Source organism: Acidithiobacillus albertensis, from assembly GCF_001931655.1.
Classification (GTDB): Bacteria; Pseudomonadota; Gammaproteobacteria; order Acidithiobacillales; family Acidithiobacillaceae; genus Acidithiobacillus; species Acidithiobacillus thiooxidans.
In genome coordinates, this window is record NZ_MOAD01000001.1 from 916,738 (window position 1) to 943,524 (window position 26,787).

Genomic DNA, 26,787 nt, shown 5'->3' on the forward strand with positions numbered 1-26,787 from the left:
TTTTCAGGAATTCTCTGGTGTTTTCCGTGCCTGTTGGGAAAACAGCGCGGTTGCCACATCGCGTGGATAGGTGAAGATGGCAGAAAGCATGAGAATGGTGGCTACCAATAGCAAAATCGTAAAAAGTCCAAAAGTAATGCGCAGGCCATAACCATTTCCACAATGTTGGAGTTGGCAATGGCTTTCAGAAAAGTGGGTGGATACCCAACCAAAGGCAAAGGGTGCGGCGGCTTCAAGAATATACCGCAAGGATATTCGAATCCCTTCTGCACGCCCCCAGAGCCGTGAGTGCATAATATCCAGGCGCGCGGCATCCAGCGTGGGGTTGGTGGCTCCCAATGCGGCAGACCCCCAAAACAGCCAGATAAATTCGAGAACCTGATTGTTGGTATTCAGGGCCAGCAGAAAAAACGGAATGGTGAGCAGGAAGGCCATTCCAGTAACCCATACTCTTGCCGTAATCAGTCCTTTGCGTAATAACCAGTCGGCTATCCAGCCGCTGGCGATAACCCCGCCAATGCCGCCTAAACCCGCACCAACAAAAAGGCTGCTGGCCGCCATCGTATTAATATGGAAGCGTTGAGTCAGATAAAGAATGCCGAAAGCCAGCAGTCCGGTAAAATAAAAATACCCGGCGGAGGATGCGGAAATCAGTACCACATTGCTGGGAATACTGAGAATGGTTTTTGCGGCCCGAAACCAGTGCCATTGGGTGGGGTCTTCCTGTAATATCCTTTTGCTGACCGGTTGAATGGATTTTTTGCGAATATCTTCGAGCAAATAGCGCCTGTTGGTTGTTACTTGGGCGTGGGTCTGCTTGGTAGGATTTTTTTGGGTCAGTTCTAAAGCGAGTTTCTCCATGTTGTTGCGTTGGGGTTCGCGCATGCCTTTCCATAATAAATAGGCAAGCAGAATCGCCATAATGGCCAGTACAAAAAAAACCGTGCGCCAGTTGCTGAGTGTGTTGACGGTGCCAGCCAGAATCATGCCGATACCTGCTCCCAATAATTCTCCACCGACAATCAATCCGAAGGCTCGTCCACGCCATGAGGGTGGAAATAAATCGCCCGAAAGAGAAGCAATGACTGGACCAACGGAAACTCCGGCTGCTCCAGCCAGCATTTGCGTCAGCAGGAACCAGTAATAGCCGGGACTGATCCCACTCAGGAGCATGGCTATTGCCCATAAGACGATCAGTTTTATGAGTAATGGAACACGGCGTTGGCGGTCACCGAGGATACCCACGGGCAGAGCTGCAGTAGCGCCGGTGAGTATGGAGGCGGTAGACAGCAGGCCATAACCAATGTTGCCAATATGCATGCTGCTTTCCAATGCCGGCGCCACTGTACCCAGAGCGGCCAGATTGAGACTGGCGAGGCCCTGAGTCAGGGCCAGTAAAATGATGGCTCGCAGTCTGGGTATGGCATTCAGCCAGTTTTTTTCCTGTTGAAGCAGTGCTTCAATGAGCTTCAGGGGATTTAAATACGCATGCCGGGTGGAAGTATGCCCGTTTTTGTGGATGTTCATCCCAAATGATGCGCCAATTCCCCAGAGAGCCTTTCCAGTAACTGGCTCATGGCAGCAGCTTGCGCGGTGGGGCTGGAAGGGATATTGCCCCGATAAAAATGACTGCGTCCCTGGGTTTGGAGGTGCCCATCGGGCATACGGCTGATAAACCAGTCGGCCTGCAAAAAGACCTTGCCATCATCACTGGGGATGAAACTCTGGACGTTGATTTTGACCAGAAGATAAGGGCCATTCGGTATGGGATCCCCGGGCATGAGCACGGTTTTATCCGGCAATGCGCTTGCCAGATCCTGGGCCAGCACTTTTTGCGCCATACCGCCCAGAGGCGCCGCCCAGCGGACATGACCGGCAACGTCCAGACGATGTTTACCCTGGAGCGTGGTCAGGTAAAGACGATCAATATCTGCGGGCATCTGCACATGCGCAACGACTATGGGCAGTCCATGGCCCTGCAAGGATTGTCTGGCCGCAACAGGAGATGGGGAGGATAGGGTCAGATACTGGGTGGGTACGGAAGCGCAGCCAGCGAGCGCCGCCACCATTCCCAACAAGAGGAGTTTTCTGTGCAATGTCATGGTCTTTTTCCAAAAATCAGGGCATTGGGGTGACTGTTCAAATAATCCGTCAATTCCCGCAATGACTGGGCAGTACGTGATAATTCATATAAGGCGCGTGGGAGCGTCGTGGATTCTGGCGCATTGGCGGCGCTTCCCTGGCTATGGAGCAGGGCATTGCCTGACTGCAAGGCGGCATGCGCCTCCTGGCTGGCACCTTTCAGTGATTTCAGGATGGCCGGTAATTGCTGGTTGGCCGTACGCGTCAACGTATCCAGATGGGCCATGGTCTGCTGCACATGTTGCAAGGTCTCGCGGGTTTGCGGAGAGCTGCTTACGGTCGCCAGATTCTGGCTGAGTTGATCCAGATTGGCGGCAATTTTCTGCAGAGGAAGTGCATGGATTTTGGTCAGTATGCCATTCAGCTGACGAACACTGTTTTGAATGCCTGCTTCATGGACCATGGGAATGATGGGCGGTTGACCCGGCAGCAAACGGGCAGCTTTTGCACCTGGAACCAGACTGAGGTCAATGACCCTGGAACCCAGCATCGGAACAGTGCTCCCCAGTTGCGCCCGTAAGCCCTGGGCAATCAGGTGGCGGAGAATCCCGTTCATTTGTGCGGAAGGATGGGCCATGTCCCAGGCTTGCCCACCCTGGAGCGGAATCGCCTCGGGGTTGATTTTAATATCGATATCCGTCAGGAGTGCCTGGCGCTTGGTATCAAAAAACATATGCACAGCCGTGACGCTGCCCACACGGGCCCCTTCCAGCATGACGGCGGCACCGGTTTTCAAGCCCTGTGGACCTCCGGGCATGCGCATTTGATAGGCCACGGCATTTTCGACCGGCGCATTTTTAGCCGCAGCAGCACTGGCATAAAGGGGAAATTGCGCATTATTGTCCACGCTGCTGCCGGTTTTGGGGGTGGAAAAACTGATGGCCCCGCTGATTAATGCCGGAATGGCAGGTATATGCACGCCGGGGTGCTCGCCAAACAGACTGACAGCGATGTTACCTGAACTCCAGAAACGGCTGCGCGCATTGACCAGATGCTGGTTTGTTTCGGGAATAAAGGCATAAATATCGAACCCTTCCCCATTTTTTTGCAAGGTTTCGCCGCGAATTTCACCGACCTGTTCGCCCCGGAACAAAATGGGTGCTCCACGAGAAATATTGCCTTTTTCCGGGGCGTGCAAAATGAGGGTGATACCTTTGGATTCGCTTTTCAGTACAGGTTCTTCATCCAGTCCGATGACATGATGGCGTGTGGGGCCACTATGCGGGTCAATACCTATATAGGGTCCGGCAATAATGGATTTGAGGGAGCTGAGGTCGGAAAAACTGACTTTTTCACCGGCAACCCAGTAGCGTGTACCTTTGCCCAGATGATGCGCCATGTAATTATCAAAACGCATGGAAACTGAAATTTCTCCAAGGGATTTTGACAGCTTGACAGCGGTAACATGTCCAACCGTAACGCCCCTATATTTCACTACGGTATGGTTAGCTTTGATGCCACCCATAGTCGGAAATTGCACGGTCACTGTCGGACCCTGTTCCATATAGCTGCGTAAAGCCAGCCAGGCGACAATGGCAAGGGCCGCGACAGGCACGGCCCAGATCAGACCGGGCCAGCGGGAGCGTCGAATTTTTGCAGTTGGCAAAGGATTATTCATGAGGTTCCATTAGATAAGCGGCCCAGAGTGCGCGGGGATCAAAGATTTCTGTCGCAATCATGGTCAGGACGACTACCGCGAGAAAAGCGGGAAGTGCATCGCCCACATAAACCGCCAGTAATCCGGATAAGTGCATCAAGGGCAGAAAGACAGTAACGGTAAATACATCCACATGGGACCAGCGGCCAATGGTTTTTATCAAGCGATAGATTTCTGTTTTTAATCTGAGTCGCTTAACAGAGTGGAAGTGCACGGAAATAAAAAACCAGCTCAAAGAAAAAAGCTTCAAAAAAGGAATCACAATGCTGGCAATGAAAATAATGGCGGCAAACAGAAAAAAATGCGCATCAATCAGTTTCATGACGCCGGTCATAATCGTATAGCCCTCCATTTTTCCTATTTGATAGTTATATTCCATAGGATAAAGATAGGCGAAGGGATAACAAAAAAATCCTGCCAGGGCAAAGGCCATGGTACGCATTGTCGATTGTGGTTTATAGCGCCAGACTTTTGCTGCGCAGCGTGGGCAGGCTTGCCCTTCCTGATGGGCGGCAACGGGCATCCCGCAATGGCCACAACCTATATATTCCTGGTCCAGATCCAGAGATTCCACATTAGGACCAATGCGCCGCCATATTTCCCGTCTTTCCAGAGTCGCCCGCGTGAGCATGCTGAGAAAGGCCAGCCCCACCACGCACCAGCCTCCGGTACCTACTTCGATGGGTAAAAAGGGCGCGACCCGTTCATAGCCGATGCCAAAACCAATCAGAAAAACATCCAGCATGGCCCATTGGTCCAGCCATTCAGACCAGCGAAACATCCTGCCCAGCCAGCTTGGGTAGTGCCCGGTATCCAGTTGGAGCAATACCACGGCCAGAGTGCTGAAGCGTAAAAAGGGGAGGATGAGCAATTCCAGGGCCAGAATCACCGCCACCACGGGCCAGCCTTGGGCAGCCACTCCCCAGATGCCTGACGCAAGTACACTTTGATGATGCACGCCAAATATATCAACGGACAGCAATGGTAGAAAATTGGCTGGGATCAGCAGGAACAGGGCCGATAAGGTCATGGCCATGGCCGCGTTAATACTGCGACCGGAGGTGCGTTCCATAATATGGCCACAGCGCGGGCAGGCGAGTTTGCCCCGACCTTGTAGAAGCGGCAACCTCTGAATCAGTCCACAATCCGGACAGACCTCCACCCCATGAGGCGGGTCCAGGGCGGCATCGGGAACCCCAATCAGAGTGGTATCCAGTGACATATTTTATGGATCTCTCTTTGAGAAAGCCCGGTAATTCGACTTCTGTAAATGAGTCATCCACCCATTTTAGCAGAAAAAAGGCAGATAGGTTCTCATGGCTCCCGTGGCAAGGTGCGGCCCGGTTTGTTCAGTTTCGAGGCTGTAAACGCATAGCCAGAGTGATTTGCTGCAAAACCGCCTCGCCCTGACGCTGCAGGGGGTAAATATCCACAACGGAACCGCTTTCAAGGGTTGGTACCAGAGCTTCGAGGATTGCATGATAATCACGATGGGCTTTTTCCAGATCGCTGAGGTCCATGGCGTTGAGTTGCTTGAGTCTCTGTTGAATCGGGCAGTGGCAACTTGACCATGGAGAAAGCTGCAAAAACCAGTCTGGATTACTGGTTAACAAGTTGGTAATGGTTTTCTGGTAGTCAATGACTTCAGCATATAACTGGAGAAGATCGAATTTTATCTCGTGATTTGCGTTCATTGCCTGAGTGCTGCTGCTCAACCATGCGGGCAGCTCACTGGCCCACATGGGACGGGCCACGGCATAACCCTGTAGCATGGGTGCCTGCATCAATCGCAATACGTTCAAAATGCTCTGGTTTTCTACTCCTTCGACGATAATTTCCACATTTTGCGATATGCCTATATCGAGTATGGCCCGGAGAAAGTGCAGATCATTGGGGTTTTCTCCCAGATTACGCACAAAGGCCTGATCAATTTTGATTTCATCGACAGGTAGTTCCTTGAGATAAAGCAAAGAGGCATAGCCCGCTCCCACATCATCCAGGCCAATGCGGTAACCTTGTTTTTGCAAGCTGCGGATGGACTCTGCACTGGATTCCAGCGAGCGGAGTTCTTCACTTTCCAGAATTTCCAAAATCAGGCTCTGGGGAGGAATTGCACAGCCATCCAGAAGATTCTGCAAGCGTTCCAAGGTGACGGAACTGATCAGGGATCCCGGCAGAATATTCAATGAGATCCAAAGATCAATGCCGGCCTCTTTCCAGGCTCGCCAGTCTCCGGCAATTTGATTGAGCACCAGTTCGGTCAGCCGCCATTGATCTTCTGGTTCAAGGTAGGGCAGAAAATCTCCTGGAGAGATAGCCTCCGCTTTGTTGTTGAGACGGGCCAGCGCTTCGACACCCACAATACGTTCCTGACGCAAATCGAGTACGGGCTGATACTGAAGAACCATCTGCCCTTCATGCAGGAGCGTTTGAATCCGAATATGTTCATTATTTTGCGCTTCGGCAAATATGGACCAGAACTGGTTACGTCGGGCTTTATGCTGTTTGGCCTGATAGAGTGCGTGATCTGCCTGGCGCAGCAGGAGATCGGCATCACTTTGATCATTTTCAGCCTGCGGATAAAAAGTGAGTCCAGCGCTGATGCCGACATGAATGCCCGGTAATCCTCCCAGGAAGTAAGGTTCTGCCAGTGTTTTTTCAATTTTGGTCAGGATCGGCGGGATTTGGTCACGGTTTTGCAAATTGTCCCAGACCAGGACAAACTCATCACCTCCGAGTCTGGCAAGGTGGTCACTTTGGCGCAGAGCCTGACTCAGTCGGGCTGCCACTTCCTGCAGTAATAAGTCGCCCGTTGCATGACCATATTGATCATTGACCGGCTTGAAGTCATCCAGATCCAGCATGGCTACAGCCAGCAGACGGTTATTGCGACGTACCCTGGCCATGGCGGGATGCAGAAATTCGGTGAAACCCCGGCGATTGGCCAGCCCGGTCAGCGCATCATGACGAGCTAGATGACTTTGCCGCTGGCGTTCTTCCAATAATTCACTTTTCAGATGGATTTCATCGAGAGCATGGCCCACCAGCAGGGCAATTTGCTGTAATACTTCCGTTATTTCCTGGTTGAACAGATCGGGACGGGGCCCGATCACATTGAGCATGGCCCAGCATTCCTGGCGATGATAGACGGGAAAAGTTGCGGCGGATCGCCATTGATTCTGGCTGGCTTCTGCGTACCAGTCAGTTTCGGGGCCAAGGGCACGCAGATAATCCTGAACAATCAGTTTTTCTCTGTTGCGCCAAGCCCGCGATGTCAGAGATTGGCCGTCGGGAACCTCATCAGGATGAATGCTCCAACGCCGTTGCAAGATCCACTCGACATGATGACCAGCCAGGGCAAGTGCCTGAAAAACGCCATGTTCGTCAGGACGGATGATAAATGCTGCATTGAACAGGCCACTATGAATGAGTTCTTCACATATTTGCTGCAGCATCTGCGGCGCTTCTCTTGCCTGCAGGGCAATATCACCACTGATGAGCATGGTTTTCTGCAAAATACGCGCATCATCCAGTTGCTGTGCCACTTTTCTTTGCCGCATAAAGGCGGTGAGATCTTCACTAAGACGCTCTAGTAATTCAATAATGGCGCCGGGGAAAACACTGTCATCATAACGATATAAGGCAATGACCCCACGCCGACCATCGGGCCAGCTAAACGGTGTATAGATGCTGCCACCCATGCGATGTTTTTTGATAACATCCTGCCAGGGCTCAAATAGCGGGTCACTGGCTCCAAATAGTAGCGTGCGATTTTCCGTGATGGCACGACCTGAGGGTGACTGGGTGTGTTCTGGAGTAGCCCAGCAGAATATTTGTATTTTACTGAGTGGAATGGCTAATTCGCCGGCTTTGGCAGGGATATTTATCTGGCCGGTGTGCTCGTCCACGACGCCTATCCAGGCTGCCGCCAAATGCATTCTGGTAACCAGAATCTCACAAAAGCGGACGAGAATCAGCGATAATTCGAGCGGGTCGATGGCGGCAAACAGTCGGTTGACTTCCGTGACTGATTGCAAAAAGGCATCCCTTATCTGCAGCTCACGATTGCGTATTTGTAAATCCTGTGAACGGGCGAATACGCGTTGTTCCAGTTCACGGTTGGCGGTTTCCAGTGCAGTGGCGGCATGACTACGTTCATACATCATGGCAGCAGCTATCAAACCGATGGATTCCAGCAGAATACCGACCATTTGCGCCATGGTTTCAGGATACAAATTATGACTGTGCTCGTATGGTCCATAACCCATGCTGGTTCCTGTCAGAGCAAGCAGAAACCCTACGGCAGCCAAAGGATAGACAAGGCGTGCAGGATAATTGGCCAGCATCCAGAGAAAGGGCAATATGAGCAAAAATACAGCCCCTACGGCCAGATTTCCTGACGGATAGGTCTGAAAAAAAAGCAGGATAATAGCGCCTAGAGTACCCGTTCCCAACAAGAGAAAACGCTTGTCCAGATACGTTTTTTGCGCAGGCTTCCCATGGAAGAAAAGAAGAAATAAAGTACTTATGTTGATGATGGCCGCTGCTTTGGCCATCGTCCAAAACAAAATCAGGTGAGGAATATTCCCGGTAGCTTTCGTAAATAACCAGCCACCAGCTCCCGTCAGACCGGCAGTGAACAGGGAGGGGATTCCCGCAAAAAGCAATAAATAGGCGATGCTGTGGCGGACTGTTTGTAATCCTGCCCAACCTGGACAGAATCGACGTAACAGCAGGCTGCCCAGCCAGGCACCCATGATCTCGCTGCAGGTAAACCAGATGTTGATTCCCCAGCGGAGGTCGATAAAAAAGTGCCCGCCCAGTAATGACGCAATGAGTAGCCCCGGTATGACTCTTGGTCCCCAAACCAGGAGCCCGTAGGCGGTAATTCCCGCCGCCGGCCAGATGGGCCAGAAATGGCCCGCGAGAGAATGGCTGAAAATCAGCGCCGCAAAAACAGTCAGCAGCAAGTGCCCGCCGAAAAAGCCGACATTCAGTAAAAAAACCTGCCGCAGGGACGAGGGCCGGGAGAGTGCGGGTAACTGAATTTCAGCAAATGATTTCAAGACTGGGCCGTGATATGTGCTGCCATCGCGTTGAGGATGTTTGCCGTTAAATGATCATAAATTTCCATGCTGTATTCGCTGGATAAATGATTACCGACGATATCTGCAATGACCTGCTGTAATTGCGCGCGTTGTTCACGCAGGGAAGGTATGATGTTCATGAGCGGGTAAAGAGGACAGGATAAATTATCACAGGTCAACTGAACATTAATGCTTTGCGGCATACTTTGCAGTACGGCCCGCAAGCCCTTGGCGAGTACCAGAAAACGGGCAAAGCTGACCAATAAACTGGAGCTGGACGACTGCATTGAAATTTGCTGCCCCAGGAAGCGCTGACTGATTTCACCAGCGGAGATGGGTCGACTGATGGCATAGCCCTGTACCTGACGAATACCCAGAGCGGTTACGGCAGAAAACACTTCGGCGTTTTCAATGCCTTCGACGATGAGCTCAACTCCCAGCCCATTGGCCATTTCCAACATGCTCGCCAGAAAATGCAGATCTCTTGGACGTTTTTCCAGGTGACGGCTGAACGCCTGGTCCAGTTTGACGGCGTCAAATGGATAATCCTTGAGGCGCAGCAGACTGGCGTAAGCAGTGCCCAGATCGTCGAGAGCAATGCGTACTCCCAACTCCTTGAGGCGGCCCAGTTGTGCTTTGGCTGAGGCATAATCCAGAAATTCATCACCTTCCAGCACCTCAATAATCAACTGTCCGGCAGGCATCTGAAAGCGTAGCAAGGTATTTTCAATAGACTGAATGACCTCTTCAAGCAGCAGATCCTGCGGCTCGAAATTTACCGCGATGGAAACGCTTTGCCCGGCATCCTGCCACAAGCGCCATTGCCGGGCGGCCTGTTCCAAAACCGTGCAACTGAGTTTGCGGCGATCTTCTGCAGCCAACCAGGGCAAAAACTCGCCGGTTTCCAGTAGGATGCCGTTTTCCTCCAGGCGAGCGAGGGCTTCCAGTTCATGGATACGACCACTCGGAGTATGGATAATGGGCTGATAAAGAGTAACTACATGCTCGGCCAGCAGCGCCCGAAAACGTTGTTGACGAGCTATGATTTGCGGCGTGTTAGGGTCATAAAAGGACGAGGGATCATAGAGTGTATAAAACTGCGCAGTTTTATGTCTTTTGGCCTGATGCAGGGCCAGATCGGCATGATGAATAATATCCCGAGCCTTGCCGTCGTCCAGGGGATAGACGGTCACGCCTATGCTGGCTTGAATCCGCAATTCTGACTGATTGACTGTAAAGGCGCGATCCAAGGTCATCCGTATGCGTTCCATGACCACTTCGAGATCAGCCCAGCGCTCCAGGTTTTCAATCAACAATACAAATTCATCTCCGCCCATCCGGAAGATGATGTCATGACTTCGCAAACTTTTTTGAATGCGTTGACTGAATTCAACCAGAATCTGGTCGCCTGCCAGTCGACCCAGCTTTTCGTTGATTTCCTTGAAATTGTCGAGGTCAAGCATCGCCACGGCCAGCAGCCGCTGATGCTGATCAGCCGTATGTAACGCCTGTTCCAGGCGGTCATCCAGCTCCATGCGATTATACAGACCGGTCAGAGGATCATGGCGTGCATGTTGTTGCAGGCTCATGATCATGTCGCCCATATAGGCAAAGGCAGAAAAAAACTCGGTGCCGACTTGTTCAAAGTAACCCGACTCACTGCTGCCCACCACACCCAGCGCTTTTTGTCCTTCAATACCAAAGGGGACCAGGATGATTTCAGAGAGCTGCTTGCGCAGAGGCAGCAGCCATTTCGGGCAATCAGGATTATCCAGGGAATAAGTCATTGCTGTATTGCTGCTCAGAACCTGATAGCAGGGATCCTGAGGGTTCTCAAGAATGTCAGGATGATGCTGAATACCCAGTTCATGGTAGGGTCTAAGTGGCTTTCCAGGCGCCTGGAAGGCATACCATGCCCATTTCAGGGTGCTGTTGTTGTCGAGAATGCTCTGACAAAGCGCATTCAGAAATCCGTAAGCACCGGCGTCGGCAGGAACCGCACTTAAGGCTTGGAGCATGGCGGAAAATAGGGCGCTGCGGTCACGCTCAATGGCTGCAGCATTTTTTATCGGGTTGGGCACTAGGGTGTCCGTTATAACTTAAATAAGTATGATGTTATATAGGACAATAAGCGAATATGGCAAGGTATTGTGTTATGAACATCAGCGAAACCAGAGCTTGTCCCAACTTTGCTGGGCAGCCAGCCCGAGTTTTTGCGGCAGGCTTTTGGGCCGCTGATAACTCAGTTGTAGTAACTTCCCTTTTTGGGCAGCTTCAACAATAATCTCGTCACTGGTGGCCAGCTGATCAACCAGCCCCAGTTGCAGAGCCTTATTACCCAGCCAGGCCTCGCCGGTGGCTACTTTTTCCAGATCAAGCTGAGGGCGAAACTGCTCCACGAAGTCACGGAATTGGGCATGGGTCTCTTCCAATTCTTCACGCAGCTTGGCCCGACCACTATCGGTATTTTCCCCGAAAAGCGTGACGGTTCGTTTGTATTTACCAGCAGTAAACTGCTCGAAATCGATATTGCGTTCTTGTAACCAGCGATGAAAATTGGGAATTTGTGCGACAACCCCAATAGAGCCGAGCAGCGCAAATGGGCTGGCCACAATCCGGTCAGCGGTCACGGCCATCATGTATCCACCGCTGGCAGCGACAGCATCTACCAATATGGTGCTATGAATTTTGGCGGCACGCAGGCGCAACAGCTGGGCGGCTGCCAAACCATAGGTATTGACCATGCCGCCGCCGCTTTCGAGGCGGATGAGCACAGAATCATCAGGCTGGGCAACCTGAATGATCGCGGTAATTTCCTCGCGCAAAGCACTCACCGCCGAAGCGCGAATGTCACCTTTAAAGTCCAGCAGATAAGTACATTTTTCATCTTTTCGGGCCTTATGCACTTTCTTGAGGTTTTTTTGATGCGCTTTGCGGAGTTTCTTGTCGAAGCGCAGCGCTTCAATACGGTCAGCCGCTTGTTCAATTTGCTGACGTAAATCCGTAACCTGGACCTGACCTGCAGTTGCGGGTCTGCGCTTGCTGAGGGCGATGGCAGCAATGCCTCCGGCGACAATCAGGATGGCGACCACGATGGTAGCCGTTTCGGCGAGAAAAGTGAGGTAGTGACTGAAGAAGTTTTCCATGCAGCGACTATATACCAGATGTATCCAGGCCCAAAGTGCTTCATGCAGGTTGGCTGTGGCTTCTGGTTGAAGCTCAGGGCTTGGGGGCGTTATCATTTGCAATCTTCCTGAAAATGGATTCCGTCAATGATTCATGTGAAGTTTTTTGCCAGTGTGCGTGAGCGTGTCGGGTCGGCTGAAATGCAGCTGGCCTGTCCGCCCGGTGGATTTACGGTAGAAGAAGTCCTGACCATGGTCGAGGGGCAGGCCATGACAGAATTGCATGACGCTCATTTGCTGGCTTCTCTGAATCAGCAGCATGTTTCCTTTACCGCGTCGGTTAAAGACGAAGATGAGGTGGCTTTTTTTCCTCCGGTAACCGGAGGTTGATGGATGATCGTTAAAGTTCAGAAAGAAGATTTCGAGCTGTCTGCCGCCTGTGCTGAAATGGCTACGGTAAACGGAGCCGGGGCATTGGTGACTTTTGTGGGTACGGTGCGGGACTACAGCGACGCCAGCAACATTTTATCCCTGGAAATTGAGCATTATCCGGGTATGACGGAAAAAGAGCTGGAACGCGTCAGCATGCAGGCCGCAAACGCTTACGATATTCTCGACAGCCTCATTATTCATCGTTATGGTTTGTTGCAGCCTCAGGATAATATTGTGCTGGTGGCGGTCTGGTCCCGGCATCGGGCTGCGGCTTTTGATGCTTGTCGTTTTTTAATAGATGTTCTCAAGACCTCTGCGCCTTTCTGGAAAAAAGAAATCACCCCGCAAGGATCTCGCTGGGTCACAGATTGCCCGGGTTGTCGGGCCGGGAGTCGGGAGGGGCACAGTCATTCAGTACCTTCAGCCCACCCGGATCGGCAGCTTCTCTCCAGTTAAAACCTGCCCAACGGCAGAAAAGTTAAGGAAACAGGTTATGCCAAGTTTTGATGTGGTTTCTGAAGTGGATATGCAGGAAGTAGATAACGCCCTGCATACTACGCAAAAAGAAATTTCTACCCGCTATGATTTCAAGGGCAGTAAGGCGTCTATTGACCGAAAAGATAAAGAAATCATTTTGCTGGCCGAAGATGAATACAAACTGGGACAGATGATCGATTTATTTTCTGCCCGACTGGTAAAGCGCGGGGTGGATCTGAAGGCTCTGGATGTCGGGAAAACAGCCGCTGCAGCGGGAGGCATGGAACGTCAGGTGCTTACCCTGAAAGTCGGGCTGGAAACTGAAGTGTCCAAGCGCATGATCAAACATCTCAAGGATGGTAAATTCAAGGCCCAGGGCAGTATTCAGGGCGACCAGCTGCGGGTGTCGGGTAAAAGCCGCGACGAACTGCAGGCCGCCATTGCTGCCTTGCGTTCTGAAGATTTTGGCTTACCCCTGCAATTCAATAATTTCCGCGATTAATCGAAAGGTTCTGAGGCAATGACAAAACAGACAGCGCTGTATGACTGGCATCTGGCGCAAGGGGCGCGCATGGTGGATTTTGCCGGATGGCAAATGCCCCTGCAATATGCCTCGCAGCTCGCCGAACATAAGGCAGTACGTGAAGTAGCGGGTTTTTTTGATGTTTCCCACATGCGCCCTTTGGATATTGAAGGCAGGGATGCCCGCAGCCTGCTCCGTCATGCCTTGGCCAATGACGTGGCCAAGCTCGATGTCCACCCGGGTAAAGCCCTGTACAGCACCATGTTGCAGATGGATGGCGGCATTATTGATGATCTGATTGTGTATTATCGGGGCGGCGATACTTATCGGATAGTCCTGAATGCTTCGGGTGCAGAACCAGATGCCGCCCATTTTCAAAAGCTCATCGACCAGCATGCCTGGCAAGTGACGCTAAGCAAACGCCCAGATCTGGGTATTGTTGCTGTTCAAGGACCGAGGGCACGGGAGCGGGTGGCCGATTTGCTGCAAATACCCGCCCTGGAGTCACTGAAACCTTTTACTGCGCTGGAACAGGATGGATTTTTTATTGGCCGGACGGGATATACCGGCGAAGATGGCGTAGAAATCATTGCGGCAAATACCCTTTTGCCGGAATTGGCCGAGCGTTTGCTGACAGCGGGGATTACTCCAGCGGGACTGGCTGCGCGCGATAGCTTGCGCCTGGAAGCTGGCCTGGACTTGTACGGTCAGGACATGGATACCTCGGTTTCTCCCTATGCCAGCAATCTGGGCTGGACCGTAGACTTGCGCGATTCTGATCGCGCCTTTATGGGTCGCGCTGGGTTGGAAGCGGAACGGGCTCGTGGCGATGGTCCAAACCTGGTAGGAATTGCCCTGTCTGCTGGCATTCCCCGGCACGGTTATGTGCTGGAAGACGCTGCGGGGAAGCCTTGCGGTGTGGTCACCAGTGGTATTTTTTCTCCGAGTCTGCAATGTGGTATTGCTCTGGCCAGAGTCAATACCCCGGTAGCGGCAGGAAGCATTTTGCAATTAGTCATTCGCGGTGCCCGCAAACCGGCCATGGTGGTCAAGCCGCCGTTCTGGCGTCAGGGCGCTGCAACTTTTACCTTTGCTAAGGAGTGTTGAAGGCATGAGCAAAATTCCGCAATCATTACGTTATAGTGACACCCACGAATGGGTTGAGGATCTGGGTGATGGACGTTACCGGGTTGGGATTACCGATCATGCCCAGGCGCTGCTGGGCGATCTGGTTTATGCCGAAGTTTCCGAAGTCGGAAAAGCCCTGCAATCTGGAACGGTTTGCGGCGTTCTGGAGTCGGTCAAGGCGGCTGCGGATTTGTATGCACCCATTACCGGTAAGGTTCTGGAGCGTAATGAAGCACTGAATGACAGTCCGCAACTGCTCAACGAAGATCCCTATGGAACAGGCTGGATAATGGTCGTGGCTGCTGAATCCGCTGCGTTTGCAGAACTGATGGATGCAACGGCTTACGCCACCATTGCGGAGGCGTAAGCGGAAATGCCCTATATTCCCCATGATGCGGAAGAAACGGCGGCGATGTTGGCTGCCGTTGGCGTGAATAGTCTGGATGCGCTTTTTGATGAAATTCCATCCAGTTTGCAGGTTCATGACATGGTGCTGCCGGAAGGCTTGTCCGAAATGGCCCTGGGCCGGGAGCTTGAAGGCCGGGCCCGGGCGAATGCACCATTATTGTGCTTTGCTGGCGGCGGTGCCTATGCGCATCATATTCCCGCGATTGTCTGGGAAATTGCCGCTCGGGGCGAATTTTACTCTGCTTACACGCCTTATCAGCCGGAAGCCAGTCAGGGTACCTTGCAGGTACTTTATGAGTACCAGAGTTTCATTACTCGCCTGACTGGCCTGGAAGTCAGTAATGCGTCCTTGTACGACGGCGCCTCCGGTTTGGCAGAAGCCTGTCTGATGGCCCTACGCATTCAAGGGAGCGAAAAAAGCATTCTGGTGCCGGAGAATCTTCTGCCCGGCTGGCGCAGCGTGCTGGATACGGTGCTAGGCATGCAGAATATCCTTCTGCAATCAGTGCCTTATGATCCCATCAGCGGCACGTTGCAGATTCCCGGCGATGCGAGCGATGCAGCGGCTTTGATTGTTCCGCAGATTAACGCCTTTGGCATGCTGGAGCCGGTGGACAAGCTGACAGACTGGGCACATGCCCGGGGATTGTTAACCATTGCAGTAGTCAATCCGCTGGCCTTGGCCATGTTGAAGGCTCCCGGCGACTGGGGCGGGAAGGGCGCTGATATGGCTGTGGGTGAGGGCCAACCCATGGGGATTCCGCTGACTGGAGGGGGGCCCTATTTTGGATTTCTTGCCTGCCGCAAAGCCCATGTCCGGCAATTACCGGGTCGTCTGGTCGCCAAAACTGTCGATGACCAGGGTCGTACAGGATATTGTCTGACGCTGCAGGCGCGTGAACAGCATATCCGGCGGGGTAAGGCTACCAGTAATATCTGCACCAATCAGGGCTTGATGGTCACTGCTGCCACCATTCATATGGCGACGCTCGGCAGTCATGGTCTTCAGGAAACCGCCAGCCTCTGCCATACCCGCGCCCGGCAATTACGCGAGCTGTTGGCCGCACTGCCGGGGGTGAGTTTCCCCTATGCGGGTGCTTTTTTCCATGAATGGGTCGTGCGCCTGCCGCTGCCCGCCACGGTGGTTCGCGATGCTCTGCTGGGCCATGGGCTGCTCGCGGGTATTCCTTTGCGTGAATGGGAAATGGGTGAACCGGGTGATTTGCTGGTGTGTACGACGGAATTACTGGAAGAAGCCGACCTGTTGACTTATCGGGATGCGCTGAAAAGCTTTCTGGAGGCCCAATGAATCCAGCTGTGACAGAAACCGTGAATGACAGCATTTTTGCCCATGATCATCATATGCCGGTACCCAAAATGCCCGCTGATATACCCGAAGATTTACTCCGCAAAACACCGCTGAATTTGCCCAATGCTTCTGAACTGGATGTTTTGCGGCATTACACCCGCTTGTCGCAGAAAAATTTTTCTATTGATACCCAGTTTTACCCACTGGGTTCCTGTACCATGAAATATAATCCGCGTATTGCCCATGCCATGGCTTCATTACCCGGTTTTGCCCGTCTGCATCCCGATACCCCGGCCCCCGCCATGCAGGGGCTGCTACAGGTTCTCTGGGAGTTGCAGGAATGGCTGGCGGCGGCAACGGGCATGGCGGCAGTGAGCCTGACTCCGGCAGCAGGCGCCCAGGGTGAGCTGGCTGGCGTGGCCATGATTCGCGCTTATCATCTGGCGCGGGGAGATACCGGGCGCAACAAGATGCTGATTCCTACGGCGGCCCATGGTACCAATCCAGCCAGTGCGCAAATGGCCGGATTTGAGGTTATCGAAATCCCCAACCTGCCCGATGGTGATCTGGATATGGCCGCCTTGGATGCTCACCTGGGTCCGGATGTCGCGGGAATCATGCTGACCAATCCCTCGACTTTGGGGGTTTTTGAAAGACGTATTGCAGAAATTGCCCACCATGTGCATGCCGCCGGGGGCCTGCTTTACTATGATGGTGCCAATCTCAATGCCATTCTTGGCCGGGTTCAGCCCGGTCAGATGGGTTTTGACGTGATGCATCTGAACCTGCACAAAACCTTTGCCACTCCCCATGGTGGGGGTGGACCGGGGGCCGGTGCTGTGGCTGTGCAGGCACACCTCAAGCCTTTTTTGCCTCTCCCCACGGTTTTGAAAGAGCCGCATGGGGCCTTGCGCTGGATGGGTGCCAAAGATCTCCCACAAAGTATTGGTCATTTAAGTGCACATGGTGGAAATATCGGCGTATTGCTGCGTGCTCATGCGTATCTTCGGCGACTGGGCCGTAGCGGTGTAGGGCGGGTATCCGCCTATGCTGCCCTCAATGCCAACTACCTGCTTAAAGAACTGCAGCGCCTGGGTTATCAGGCGGCTTTCCCGGAGCGTCGTGCCAGTCACGAATTTATCCTGTCAGTGAGTGATTTGCACAAAGCCACAGGGATTCGTGCGCTGGATGTGGCAAAACGGCTGCTGGACTTTGGGATACATGCTCCGACCATTTATTTTCCACAATTGGTGCCCGAATGTTTGCTCATAGAGCCGACCGAAACCGAAAGCAAGGCGACGCTGGATCTTTTTGTCGCGGTGATGGCGCAGATTCGTCAGGAAGCGCTGGAGCAGCCGGAATTGCTGCGGGAAGCCCCCCATCATTTGCCGGTGGGTCGACTGGATGAGGCGCTGGCCGCCCGCAGGCTGGACGTATCGGCAGCACCGGAATGACAACCCATCCCCGTGAAGTATTGCGGGCAGCAGTCCAGCCAGAGCAGTTGCTGACCGCTTTGGCGAAGGTTCTGTTGGGTAAGGAAAGAGCCATACGCCTTGCCTTTACGGGCTTTTTGGCGGGTGGACACATTCTCGTCGAGGATGTGCCCGGCGTGGGCAAAACCACGCTGGCTTTGGGTCTGGCGCGACTTTTGGGTCTGGATTTTGCGCGCGTCCAGATGACCGCTGATATGTTGCCGGGAGACATCCTCGGCAGCAGTATTTTTGATCCGCGCCAGCAAACTTTTGTTTTCCATCCCGGCCCGGTTTTCCATGGGGTGCTGCTCATGGATGAAATCAATCGGGCCTCTCCGCGCAGTCAATCGGCCTTGCTGGAGGCTATGGCTGAAGGGCAGGTTTCTGCGGATGGTCAAAGCAAGGCTTTGCCTGATCCATTTTTTGTCATAGCCACCCAGAATCCCCAGGAACACGCCGGGGTTTTCCCTTTACCGGAAAGCCAGCTGGACCGTTTTACCCTGCGGTTTTCTCTGGGGTATCCCGGTCGCGAGGCGGAACGCCTGTTGCTTCAGGGGAAAAACCAGCGCCCTGAAGATTTGCCGATTGTTGCGGAACGCAGTGTGTTGCAAGCCTGGCGACATGCGGTTACTGCCATTTTTCTCAGCGCGGAAATTGAAGATATGCTTTTGCACATGGCCCGGTGCTCGCGCAACGACGAACGTCTGCGGATGGGGCTTTCACCTCGTGCTTTGCTGGCGCTTAAAGCCTCTGCCCAGGCTTGGGCTTTTATGGCGGGACGGGATTATGTGACGCCCGATGATTTGCGTTCTGTCGCCCTGGCGGTGTTGGGACATCGTCTGATTTCCACGGCGAATTTAGCCGGTGATGATCTGGCCGTGTTACTGGGACAAGAAGCCTGGGGTCTGGATATTCGTTTTTAAGCGGGTCATGAAGCGTAAACGCCGGGAGGTGCGTCTTTCCCGCCCAGGCAAAGTATTTGTCGGCTTGACGCTGGCGCTGGGCTTTGCGGCCGTCAATACCGGCAATAATGTTTTGTTTCTGCTGGTTTCGATGATGTTGTCCCTCATGGTGCTGTCGGGTTTTGTGGCTATGGCCAATATCTGGCGCGTGGATGTGGTCCTGCAACCGCAGCAGATTCTGACAGCGGAACAGAGCGGAGATGTATTGCTGCGCGTGCGTAATGGTCGACCCTGGCCATTATGGTTGCTGGAACTGCGACTGGGTGCATCCCGGCAGACCGTAACCCGCATAGGGGGTCGTCAGGAAGCACTGGTCGCACTGCGCTGGTGTCCGGATCGACGCGGCCAGCCGCTGTTGCCCTTGTTGCAGATGGGTTCCGCCTTCCCCTTTTCTTTTGTGTGGCGGGGCCTGCAGGTCAACATTCCCGATGCAGACCTGCCCTGGGTTGCACCTGCGGGTGGAGAAGACATGGCCATGACTCAAAATTCGGGCGAACAGCTCCCGTCTTCAGACCGAGCCGGCGGGCAGGGGGATTTTCTCTGGATCCGTAACTGGCGTTCTGGAGAAAGTTTGCATCAGATTATCTGGCGACGCGTAGACTGGTCCAGAAATCTTCCCGGGATCATGCATTTTCCCGGCCGAGAGCAGGAAAAAATCGGACAAGAACAGGTATTGCTGGATTGGGAATCCCCTTTTTGGCTGGCATTTCCACCGGAGCAACGCCTGCGAATTTTTCGGGCAGCACTGGATAAAGCCTGGAATCTGGGTTGGTCATGGCAGTTGCTCATGCCAGCGGGCAGTAAAAGTGGTCAAGGCTCCGCCCAACGAGAAGATGCCTTGCGCATGCTGGCCCAGCATCTACCCCTGCCTCCTTCAAGCGCTGCCACAGAGGAGCGAGGCGGCTGGCTCAGGCACTGGCGATTCTGGCAATGAGGAAAGCCAGCTCATTGGTTTCTGCGCAGAACGTCGGGCCCTTGCTGGCTGCACTGATGGGCTTGCTGGTTCTGCTCGCGCTGGGCCACGAGGTGGCCATCTGGGCCATTGTGCTGTGGTTGAGCGCTACAGGCCTGGGATTGTATGGCTCCTGGAAACAACACCCGCTTTGGTTTTCCGGTCGTCTGCGTCTGGTTGGAGGTTTGCTGTTTCTACTGTTGGCTTTTGTACTTTCCGGCTGGGGTAACTGGTTGGCCATAGCCAGCCAGTCGGTATTGGTACTGTTGGCTGTGAAAGCCCTGGAAATGCGTTCCCAGCGGGATTTTTATCAGGTAGCAGCGCTAGTGCTGCTGGGTATGGGGCTGGCGGCCTGGTTGCGTGTCGATGTCCTGCTGGGTATTTATCTGCTGATTACCCTTTATCTGGCGCTGTTGGGTTTACTTTGGCAGCCCTTGGCCGATGCGGCCAGCGCAAGGGGTAGTGTCGCCCTGCAGGGCCGTGATTTTCGTTATATGCTGGTATTCAGTCTGGCTTTCATGGTGTTTTTGCTACCCATGACCGGGCTGTTTTTTCTGCTCCTGCCGCGTACGCCGACACCGCTCTGGGCCTGGGCTCCGCCCCAGGGGAGTGCGCGTTCCGGATTCAGTCCCGATTTGGCACCAGATCAGATCAGTCGTCTGGCCGAGGATCCGGCAGTGGCCTTTCGTGCCCAGATCACTCCCAGGCCGGAAAATCCTGAGCAATTATATTGGGTGGGCGCGATTTTGTGGCATGACCAAGGGACTACCTGGGAGCCCGATCCACCTGCTGAAAAACTCTCTACAAACGATGTGCAATCAGACCATCCGGACCGGTTGCCAGCGGGGCCGCTCACCCGTCAGGAAATTGTAATCAGCCCTGGAGATAGCTCTTATCTTTTCGCCTTGTCATCCCCACGGCGCTGGCAAATTCCTTTGGCGCATCACGAACTATGGGATGGCGTCATGCAGTTGCAGAAGCCTCCCTCTCTGCCACTGCGCTACGTGGTCTGGTCAGGTGCCAGCCCTGTTCTAAGCCTCAGATCTGGCGTGCATCAAGCCGCTCTGCAGGTGCCGGCAACTACGCCATCGGCTATTGTGACTTTGGCAAAAAGTCTGGCAGGTCATACTCCTAATCAAACTATTGAACATTTAATGCATTGGTTTCGGGGGCCATCCTTTCATTATAGCCTGAAGGCGCCAGCCGCTTATCCGCACGGGCAGACGATGGCGGATTTTCTGCTGCATTCTCATACCGGCTTTTGTGAATATTATGCGGGAGGCCTCGCGCTTTTATTGCGTCTGGATGGTGTCCCTGCACGTGTGGTTACCGGTTATCATGGTGGCGAATATAATCCTGTCGGTCATTACTGGCTGGTGCGCCAGAGTATGGCCCACGCCTGGGTACAGGCCTGGATTGCCGGAAAAGGCTGGGTACGCCTGGATGCCACGCCAGCGGCTGCGGCAACTGGACTAAATAGTAACGGGAATAGCGGGGCCTTTGCCGCCGATGAAGTTCCGGCAGCACAGCGGGTATGGGACTGGCTGCAGTGGGAATGGATTAACACCGTCATTGATTTGACCCCGGCCAAACAACGATCACTCTGGACTTCTGCCGGGTTGCAGTTTTTGCATTTTTTCCAAAGCAGCCAGACTTCCAGTCAGAAAATCCTGCATTTTCCACGACATTGGTCCGGATTTAGTGCGCAGCAACCTGCCTGGCGCGTGATAGTGGGAATTTTCGCGCTGCTTGGCCTGGTCCTGCTATGGGTCTGGTATCGGCGTAGACAGGCAACGCGAAATACAAATGCCCATGATTACTGGCGCCACCGGGCCATAGAAGCACTGCATGGTCTCGGTTTGAAAGATGCTCGTCCTGGCCAGGAAAGCGTTTTTTGTGGGACATTACCGTTTGATTCGACGCTCCGTAATCAGTTGTTGCAGCACTATTCCCTGCAGCGCTATGGACCACATCCTGATGCGGAGGGGGATGCCAAACTGCAGGCAATTATTGCGCAAATGCGTCATAACAGTAGTAAAGGGGTATGATTGAACGAGCAAAGCAGAAATCTGTGGTGAAGGGTGCATATTTTCTGCGACTTTTGGCCTGCGCCGTTGTTGTTCTTGGCGAAATCCTGCGCCCGTCAGGAGAGCTGTTTGAGCCCGCAGGGCGAGTTCTCTCCTGACAGCAGGATGAGCCCTAGAACAACAGGCGAGGGACAAGGGAGCTGAAAATATGCACCCTTCACCACAGATTTCAGACGGATCAATCTTAGGAAATCACTTTTCCCCGTTCCAGCCGAATGATCTGATCCGCCAGACGGGTGGTGCGGGGTCGATGGGCGACAATCAGAATGGTTTTTTTGCCGTGCAATTCTGCGAGAGTTTCAGCAATGCGTTCTTCGCTTTCGCTGTCGAGATTGCTGGTCGCTTCATCCAGTACCAGCACGGAGCGATCCAGATACAGTGCGCGGGCAATGGCCAGACGCTGCCGCTGACCTCCGGAAAAATTCGCGCCATTCCCCTGGATGGGACTGTCCAGTCCGCCACTCAGGGCCAGAAAATCCCAGGCATGCGCCTGCCGGGCAGCAATTTCGGCGCGATGAGGATCGGGAGTGTCCTCACCGTAAGCAATATTGCTGAGGGCGCTGCCACTGAACAAAACCGGCTCTTGCGCTACAAAGCTGAAATAACTCCGATAGTCTCCCGCAGGGATCTGGTTTTTATCCATTCCCGCCACTGTAATGCGGCCACTGCTGGCCGGTAGCAGGCCCAGAATCACCCGTATCAGGCTGGTTTTGCCGCTGCCACTGGGGCCCACAAAGGCGGTGGTGCTGAGCGGTGGAATGCAAATATCCAGTCCCTGAAGGATGGATTCCTGGCCCAGTTGCAGGCGTAGGTCGTGACATTGCCAGGTCCCCCAGGGACGTGGTTCAGTGGTGCTGACAGTCTGTTCCGAAGGTTGATCCAGCCAGGCAAAAAGCCGGTCTGCGGCTGACAACCCTTGCTGTAACTGATTGTTGGCGGAAGAGAGTTGCCGCAGAGGTTCGTAAATCAGACCCAAGGCCGTAAAAAAACTGAAAAAGGCGCCGGTGCTCATGTTGCCATTGACGACCTGACTGCCGCCCAGGTAGATGATGGCGGCAATCCCCAGAGCAGCGATCATTTCCATGACCGGCACGGTGGCTTTCTGAATTCGGGCGATTTGCATCATCAATTCGAAATAGTGCCGGGCCTGCTGACCAAAGCGTCTGGCCTCGAAAGGCTCACCCCCCTGGCTTTTAATGACTTCCACACCGCGCAGGCTCTGCGAAAATTGATCCATGATTTCACCCATCTGTTCCTGCTGGGAGTTGCCTCTCTGGCGCAGTTTCTGACCAAAGCGAATCAGGGGATAAAAGGCGATGGGCAGAGTTATGAGACTGATGAGCGCCAGCTTCCAGCTCATGTAAAACACCACGAAAAGCAGGGCGACAATCTGGAAGCTGGAAAGAAAAAAGCGCGCCAGCACCGAGAGACCCTGCTGGAGCAGGGTCAGATCCAGACTCATCCGTGACAGGGTGCTGCCATGACTGTGATCAATGAGGACTTCCAGGGGAAGACGCAGGGTGTGGCCGAAGAGGTTTTCCCGCAGACCGCGTAAAACCTCTTCCTCCACCCGGGCCAGATTGATGGCCTGGAGATAATCGGCAATACCCTTGACCGCGTAGATCAGGATGACCCCTAAGGGCAGCCAGACCAGCATGCTGACCTGGTGATCAATGAATATCCGATCCAGCACGGGTTTGATGATGTAAGCCATGGCACCCATGGCCGCACCAGATATCACCATAAAGAACATGGCTACGGCGACACGTCCCCGGTGGGGGCGCACCAGACCGAGAAGACGGTGAAAGCTTTGCGAACGCAGTGCAGCAGAAGCGCTATCCGCGCTCACTCTTCGAGCAGGCCTCGTTTGTCTTTCACTTCCAGCCAGGCATCGGCATCTTCCGGCGCCGGTTTTTTCTGAATAATGGCCGGCCAGACCTTGGCGAGACGTGCATTGATTTCTTCATATTCTTCCTGGCCTTCGGGCAGGTCATCGTCGCGGAAAATGGCTCCGGCCGGACATTCTGGCTCACAAAGTGTGCAGTCAATACATTCGTCAGGGTCAATCACCAGAAAATTAGGACCTTCACGAAAACAGTCTACCGGACACACATCCACACAGTCCGTGTATTTACATTTGATACAAGATTCAGTCACCACGTAGGTCATGGGGGCCGGGCTCCTTGGCTTTTCGGTTTAAGGGTGGCCGGGCTGACCCGGCGAACTGGGGGCCTATTCTAGCCCAAGGCTGCGCGCCTGCCCACTATCCAAACATGAGTCCTCTTGATACCTCGAACGATCATTATTTTGCCAACAAGAAATGCCTGTATATCCGGGATTCCGGTTGATTGGATGAATACCTGCGGATGGCAAGCCTGCGCTTAATTCGCTATAGTTCAAATCTGGACTTTATCCCATCATCGATCAAAGAGGAGAATCCCATGGCAGTATTGGTAGGTAAAAACGCCCCCGACTTTGTGGCCCCAGCAGTCATGCCCGACAACAGCATCAATGAGAAATTCCAGTTTTCTCAGCACATCAAAGGTAAGTATGCGGTTCTCTTCTTTTACCCCCTGGACTTTACCTTTGTCTGCCCTTCGGAAATTCTCGCTTTCAATCATCGTCTGCATGAATTCAAAAGCCGTAACACCGAAGTGATTGCCTGTAGTGTGGACTCTCATTTTACCCATCTGGCCTGGAAGAATACGCCCGAAGAAAAGGGTGGTATCGGTCAGATTCAGTTGCCCATGGTAGCCGATTTATCCAAGAGCATTGCCCGCAATTATGACGTGCTGCTCAATGATGAAGTGGCATTGCGTGGCTCGTTCCTGATTGACCGTCAGGGTGTGGTGCGTCATGAAGTGGTCAATGATTTGCCACTGGGACGTAATATTGATGAAATGATCCGTATGGTGGATGCCCTGCAGTTCTCCGAAGAGCACGGCGAAGTCTGTCCGGCCCAGTGGGAAAAAGGCAAGGCGGGCATGACCCCCACCGGTGAAGGTGTGGCAGATTTCCTGGCTAAGCACGGCAAGGATCTCTAAAACTGTATCTGATTTGAAAACGGCGGGTGGCCGGGAAGCTTTTTGCTCCAACATNCCCTTGCCTGTTTTGTTCTAAGGCTCATCCTGCTGTCAGGAGAGAACTCGCCCTGCGGGCTCAAACAGCTCTCCTGACGGGCGCAGGATTTCACCAAGAACAACAACGGTGCGGGCCAAAGTCGCGGCAAAGCTTCCCGGCCACCCGCCGTTTTCAGGATTTCTTAAAAACCCGGCTGCACGATTGCCCCGGGTTTTTTTATGATCAATGCAAGCTGTGTCCAGCATTTTGCGCAGCTTCGGCCATAACGGTTTTCACGGCTTCGGGATAGTCTCCCCGAGTGACCTGTTGCAGGCCTTCCTGAAAAAAAGTGTTTGCATCGGCAGGTAAGTGATGGATGAGCGCTGCGAAAGCCTTGCGCATTTCTGCCGTATCCTGGGCGCGAGTCGCGGTAATACCCCAGTTCAGCAGTAAAATACGCCAGGGCCGTTGCGGGTCGGCGCTATCCAGGTCTGCGGCATAATCGGCCGATGCGGCGGTTACCACCTCTCCCATGAGCTGGGCCAAAGTTTTGAGCTCTTCTGTTTCATTGTGACTGTTAGCCAGCACCGCCAGGCCATTGACGACCGGCTCCAGGGTGTGAATGGCTCCATGTTGCGCACAAATCCAGGCTGCAATACTGACCGTAATCATTTCCAGAGCAATTTTGGCTTGCTTTTCACCCAGCCGGTCCGCCCAGGTGGACAGATCCATGAGCAGCCCGATACTCAGGTCGGCAATGCGCTCCGGTTCGTCCTCGGGCAGGCTGGGGTCCCATCCCGATACGTCATTACTTAACACCGTGAATAGTTGTTTCAGGGCATCGACAATCATGGGGGGGGTGATTTGTTCTCCAGTGGCTATTCCGCTGCTGGCAAAGGCTGCCAGAACCGGTTGGGTGTATTGCTCAAAGCGTTTTTGCGCTGCGGAGATGTCGAGAATAAGAGCCAAGGTTTCCTCCTGATATGCCCAAAGAAGTTCTGCGTGTTATGCTAGCACGGATTAGTCTGGATGCTGCAGCAGAAGGTGTCCGCCAACTTCGGGAATGGTTTTTATGCAACAGAGCAAAATGTTTTCACCCATTGATTTGCACATGCATTCGCTGGCATCGGATGGCACCATGACACCCCATGATCTGGTTCAGAGGGTTCATGATTCCGGCGTTCAGGTTATGGCTTTGACGGATCATGACAACACCGCCGGATTGGTGGAAGCCGGCCTCAAGGCGGCCGAACTGGGCATTCAACTGATTCCCGGAGTAGAGGTTTCCAGTGAGTGGGAAACCCAGGGAATTCATATCGTGGGCCTTTTTGTGGATCCCGAAAATAGGGTTTTGCAGGAAGGGCTGGCCCGGATCATGGCCTTTCGTGATTGGCGCGCGGCTGAAATCAGTCGCTTGCTGGACCAAGTCGGAATTCCCGGCGCGGAAGAGGGTGCTCGGGCCATGGCGGGTAGTCGCATGGTAGGTCGGAGTCATTTTTGTCGCTGGCTGGTTCGACAGGGACATTGTGCGGATGCCAGCGAAGCTTTTGGCAAATATCTGGGACGTGGATGCAAGGCCTATGTCCCGAGCGACTGGATTCCCATGACTGAAGCCGTGCAGTGGATCAACAGTGCGGGCGGTTCTGCCATTGTTGCTCATCCCGGTCGTTACAAGCTCAGTGCTACCCGCTTGCGCCATTTGCTGACGGCATTCCGTGAGGCCGGTGGTGCAGGTCTCGAAGTGTGTTCCGGCAGTCAGGCTGCCGGTGATCGCGAGCATTTGGGACGTCTTGCCAAGGAGCTTAACATGCTGGGTTCCCTGGGGTCTGATTTTCATGGACCGGATGTCGGTCATGCGGCTATTGGGCAATTGCTCCCGCTGCCTGACGGGGTAGAGCCGGTCTGGGCCAGAGCGGGTATTCACTTCCACTGATCGACTATTCGCAGTAGCTGCCCCGAGGAAGCC

22 protein-coding genes are annotated in these 26,787 nt (G+C 53.6%); 12 read left to right on the forward strand and 10 right to left on the reverse strand.

Going from position 1 to position 26,787, the window contains the following annotated elements; translation table 11 throughout:
- Positions 1 to 3: 3 nt before the first annotated feature.
- From BLW97_RS04740 to sohB, 7 genes are all read right to left on the reverse strand, one after another.
- Positions 4 to 1,527 (reverse strand): MFS transporter, encoded by a 1,524-nt coding sequence (locus BLW97_RS04740; RefSeq protein ID WP_075322502.1) that lies wholly within the window; start codon positions 1,525 to 1,527, stop codon positions 4 to 6.
- A complete protein-coding gene (locus BLW97_RS04745) occupies positions 1,524 to 2,102 on the reverse strand; it encodes a PqiC family protein (protein WP_031572350.1) in 579 nt (192 codons plus the stop codon). Before BLW97_RS04745 ends, BLW97_RS04740 begins: the two co-directional genes overlap by 4 nt.
- A complete protein-coding gene (locus BLW97_RS04750; protein ID WP_075322503.1) occupies positions 2,099 to 3,760 on the reverse strand; it encodes a PqiB family protein in 1,662 nt (553 codons plus the stop codon). The genes BLW97_RS04745 and BLW97_RS04750 overlap by 4 nt, the downstream gene beginning before the upstream one ends.
- Positions 3,753 to 5,021, reverse strand: coding sequence for a paraquat-inducible protein A (locus BLW97_RS04755; protein WP_075322504.1), 1,269 nt, complete (start codon positions 5,019 to 5,021; stop codon positions 3,753 to 3,755). Before BLW97_RS04755 ends, BLW97_RS04750 begins: the two co-directional genes overlap by 8 nt.
- A gap of 127 nt (positions 5,022 to 5,148) precedes the next feature.
- Positions 5,149 to 8,865: an EAL domain-containing protein gene (locus BLW97_RS04760; protein WP_075322505.1), complete on the reverse strand. Its 3,717-nt coding sequence runs from the start codon at positions 8,863 to 8,865 to the stop codon at positions 5,149 to 5,151.
- Positions 8,862 to 10,967 (reverse strand): putative bifunctional diguanylate cyclase/phosphodiesterase, encoded by a 2,106-nt coding sequence (locus BLW97_RS04765; protein ID WP_075322506.1) that lies wholly within the window; start codon positions 10,965 to 10,967, stop codon positions 8,862 to 8,864. Before BLW97_RS04765 ends, BLW97_RS04760 begins: the two co-directional genes overlap by 4 nt.
- An 81-nt stretch (positions 10,968 to 11,048) precedes the next feature.
- Positions 11,049 to 12,128: a protease SohB gene (gene sohB, locus BLW97_RS04770; RefSeq protein ID WP_235180047.1), complete on the reverse strand. Its 1,080-nt coding sequence runs from the start codon at positions 12,126 to 12,128 to the stop codon at positions 11,049 to 11,051.
- A gap of 30 nt (positions 12,129 to 12,158) precedes the next feature.
- Here sohB and BLW97_RS04775 point away from each other — a divergent pair, with 30 nt between their 5' ends.
- Genes BLW97_RS04775 through BLW97_RS04820 form a run of 10 tightly spaced genes read left to right on the forward strand, consistent with a single transcriptional unit; the run spans position 12,159 to position 21,722 of the window.
- Positions 12,159 to 12,401 (forward strand): MoaD/ThiS family protein, encoded by a 243-nt coding sequence (locus tag BLW97_RS04775; RefSeq protein ID WP_075322507.1) that lies wholly within the window; start codon positions 12,159 to 12,161, stop codon positions 12,399 to 12,401.
- 3 nt (positions 12,402 to 12,404) lie between these two features.
- Positions 12,405 to 12,899: a molybdenum cofactor biosynthesis protein MoaE gene (locus BLW97_RS04780; RefSeq protein ID WP_075322508.1), complete on the forward strand. Its 495-nt coding sequence runs from the start codon at positions 12,405 to 12,407 to the stop codon at positions 12,897 to 12,899.
- Positions 12,900 to 12,936: 37 nt separating this feature from the next.
- Positions 12,937 to 13,422 carry a YajQ family cyclic di-GMP-binding protein gene (locus tag BLW97_RS04785; RefSeq protein ID WP_010639747.1) on the forward strand — a complete coding sequence of 162 codons (486 nt, stop codon included), beginning with the start codon at positions 12,937 to 12,939 and terminating at the stop codon, positions 13,420 to 13,422.
- 18 nt (positions 13,423 to 13,440) lie between these two features.
- Positions 13,441 to 14,550, forward strand: coding sequence for a glycine cleavage system aminomethyltransferase GcvT (gene gcvT / locus BLW97_RS04790; protein ID WP_075322509.1), 1,110 nt, complete (start codon positions 13,441 to 13,443; stop codon positions 14,548 to 14,550).
- A 4-nt stretch (positions 14,551 to 14,554) separates the two neighbouring features.
- Positions 14,555 to 14,938: a glycine cleavage system protein GcvH gene (gene gcvH / locus BLW97_RS04795; RefSeq protein ID WP_075322510.1), complete on the forward strand. Its 384-nt coding sequence runs from the start codon at positions 14,555 to 14,557 to the stop codon at positions 14,936 to 14,938.
- A gap of 6 nt (positions 14,939 to 14,944) precedes the next feature.
- Complete coding sequence (gcvPA, locus tag BLW97_RS04800; protein ID WP_075322511.1) at positions 14,945 to 16,288, forward strand: aminomethyl-transferring glycine dehydrogenase subunit GcvPA; 1,344 nt, start codon at positions 14,945 to 14,947, stop codon at positions 16,286 to 16,288.
- Complete coding sequence (gcvPB, locus tag BLW97_RS04805) at positions 16,285 to 17,742, forward strand: aminomethyl-transferring glycine dehydrogenase subunit GcvPB (RefSeq protein WP_207650556.1); 1,458 nt, start codon at positions 16,285 to 16,287, stop codon at positions 17,740 to 17,742. The genes gcvPA and gcvPB overlap by 4 nt, the downstream gene beginning before the upstream one ends.
- Positions 17,739 to 18,683 carry an AAA family ATPase gene (locus BLW97_RS04810; RefSeq protein WP_075322512.1) on the forward strand — a complete coding sequence of 315 codons (945 nt, stop codon included), beginning with the start codon at positions 17,739 to 17,741 and terminating at the stop codon, positions 18,681 to 18,683. The genes gcvPB and BLW97_RS04810 overlap by 4 nt, the downstream gene beginning before the upstream one ends.
- Before the next feature lie 7 nt (positions 18,684 to 18,690).
- Entirely contained in the window at positions 18,691 to 19,656 is a 966-nt protein-coding gene (locus BLW97_RS04815; RefSeq protein WP_075322513.1) for a hypothetical protein, read from the forward strand.
- Positions 19,653 to 21,722: a transglutaminase TgpA family protein gene (locus BLW97_RS04820; protein WP_075322514.1), complete on the forward strand. Its 2,070-nt coding sequence runs from the start codon at positions 19,653 to 19,655 to the stop codon at positions 21,720 to 21,722. The genes BLW97_RS04815 and BLW97_RS04820 overlap by 4 nt, the downstream gene beginning before the upstream one ends.
- A gap of 223 nt (positions 21,723 to 21,945) precedes the next feature.
- On the opposite strand, the gene BLW97_RS04825 is transcribed toward BLW97_RS04820, so the two are convergent.
- Both BLW97_RS04825 and fdxA read right to left on the reverse strand, forming a co-directional pair.
- Complete coding sequence (locus BLW97_RS04825) at positions 21,946 to 23,610, reverse strand: ABC transporter ATP-binding protein (protein WP_075322515.1); 1,665 nt, start codon at positions 23,608 to 23,610, stop codon at positions 21,946 to 21,948.
- Entirely contained in the window at positions 23,607 to 23,930 is a 324-nt protein-coding gene (gene fdxA, locus BLW97_RS04830; protein ID WP_010639763.1) for a ferredoxin FdxA, read from the reverse strand. The genes BLW97_RS04825 and fdxA overlap by 4 nt, the downstream gene beginning before the upstream one ends.
- Before the next feature lie 272 nt (positions 23,931 to 24,202).
- On the opposite strand from fdxA, the gene BLW97_RS04835 reads away from it, so the two are divergent.
- Positions 24,203 to 24,805, forward strand: coding sequence for a peroxiredoxin (locus tag BLW97_RS04835; protein WP_010639765.1), 603 nt, complete (start codon positions 24,203 to 24,205; stop codon positions 24,803 to 24,805).
- Positions 24,806 to 25,064: 259 nt separating this feature from the next.
- Here BLW97_RS04835 and BLW97_RS04845 read toward each other — a convergent pair whose 3' ends face one another.
- Complete coding sequence (locus BLW97_RS04845; RefSeq protein WP_024893912.1) at positions 25,065 to 25,790, reverse strand: hypothetical protein; 726 nt, start codon at positions 25,788 to 25,790, stop codon at positions 25,065 to 25,067.
- A gap of 103 nt (positions 25,791 to 25,893) precedes the next feature.
- Between BLW97_RS04845 and BLW97_RS04850 the strand changes: the two genes are divergently transcribed.
- Positions 25,894 to 26,754 (forward strand): PHP domain-containing protein, encoded by an 861-nt coding sequence (locus tag BLW97_RS04850; protein WP_024893911.1) that lies wholly within the window; start codon positions 25,894 to 25,896, stop codon positions 26,752 to 26,754.
- Positions 26,755 to 26,787 lie beyond the last annotated feature (33 nt).

Bases quoted from the DNA above. Each gene is read 5' to 3' on its own strand.
- BLW97_RS04740 (WP_075322502.1), bottom strand. From the start codon at position 1,527: ATGAACATCCACAAAAACGGGCATACTTCCACCCGGCATGCGTATTTA.
- BLW97_RS04745 (WP_031572350.1), bottom strand. From the start codon at position 2,102: ATGACATTGCACAGAAAACTCCTCTTGTTGGGAATGGTGGCGGCGCTC.
- BLW97_RS04750 (WP_075322503.1), bottom strand. From the start codon at position 3,760: ATGAATAATCCTTTGCCAACTGCAAAAATTCGACGCTCCCGCTGGCCC.
- BLW97_RS04755 (WP_075322504.1), bottom strand. From the start codon at position 5,021: ATGTCACTGGATACCACTCTGATTGGGGTTCCCGATGCCGCCCTGGAC.
- sohB (WP_235180047.1), bottom strand. From the start codon at position 12,128: ATGATAACGCCCCCAAGCCCTGAGCTTCAACCAGAAGCCACAGCCAAC.
- BLW97_RS04775 (WP_075322507.1), top strand. From the start codon at position 12,159: ATGATTCATGTGAAGTTTTTTGCCAGTGTGCGTGAGCGTGTCGGGTCG.
- BLW97_RS04780 (WP_075322508.1), top strand. From the start codon at position 12,405: ATGATCGTTAAAGTTCAGAAAGAAGATTTCGAGCTGTCTGCCGCCTGT.
- BLW97_RS04785 (WP_010639747.1), top strand. From the start codon at position 12,937: ATGCCAAGTTTTGATGTGGTTTCTGAAGTGGATATGCAGGAAGTAGAT.
- gcvT (WP_075322509.1), top strand. From the start codon at position 13,441: ATGACAAAACAGACAGCGCTGTATGACTGGCATCTGGCGCAAGGGGCG.
- gcvH (WP_075322510.1), top strand. From the start codon at position 14,555: ATGAGCAAAATTCCGCAATCATTACGTTATAGTGACACCCACGAATGG.
- gcvPA (WP_075322511.1), top strand. From the start codon at position 14,945: ATGCCCTATATTCCCCATGATGCGGAAGAAACGGCGGCGATGTTGGCT.
- gcvPB (WP_207650556.1), top strand. From the start codon at position 16,285: ATGAATCCAGCTGTGACAGAAACCGTGAATGACAGCATTTTTGCCCAT.
- BLW97_RS04810 (WP_075322512.1), top strand. From the start codon at position 17,739: ATGACAACCCATCCCCGTGAAGTATTGCGGGCAGCAGTCCAGCCAGAG.
- BLW97_RS04815 (WP_075322513.1), top strand. From the start codon at position 18,691: ATGAAGCGTAAACGCCGGGAGGTGCGTCTTTCCCGCCCAGGCAAAGTA.
- BLW97_RS04820 (WP_075322514.1), top strand. From the start codon at position 19,653: ATGAGGAAAGCCAGCTCATTGGTTTCTGCGCAGAACGTCGGGCCCTTG.
- fdxA (WP_010639763.1), bottom strand. From the start codon at position 23,930: ATGACCTACGTGGTGACTGAATCTTGTATCAAATGTAAATACACGGAC.
- BLW97_RS04835 (WP_010639765.1), top strand. From the start codon at position 24,203: ATGGCAGTATTGGTAGGTAAAAACGCCCCCGACTTTGTGGCCCCAGCA.
- BLW97_RS04850 (WP_024893911.1), top strand. From the start codon at position 25,894: ATGCAACAGAGCAAAATGTTTTCACCCATTGATTTGCACATGCATTCG.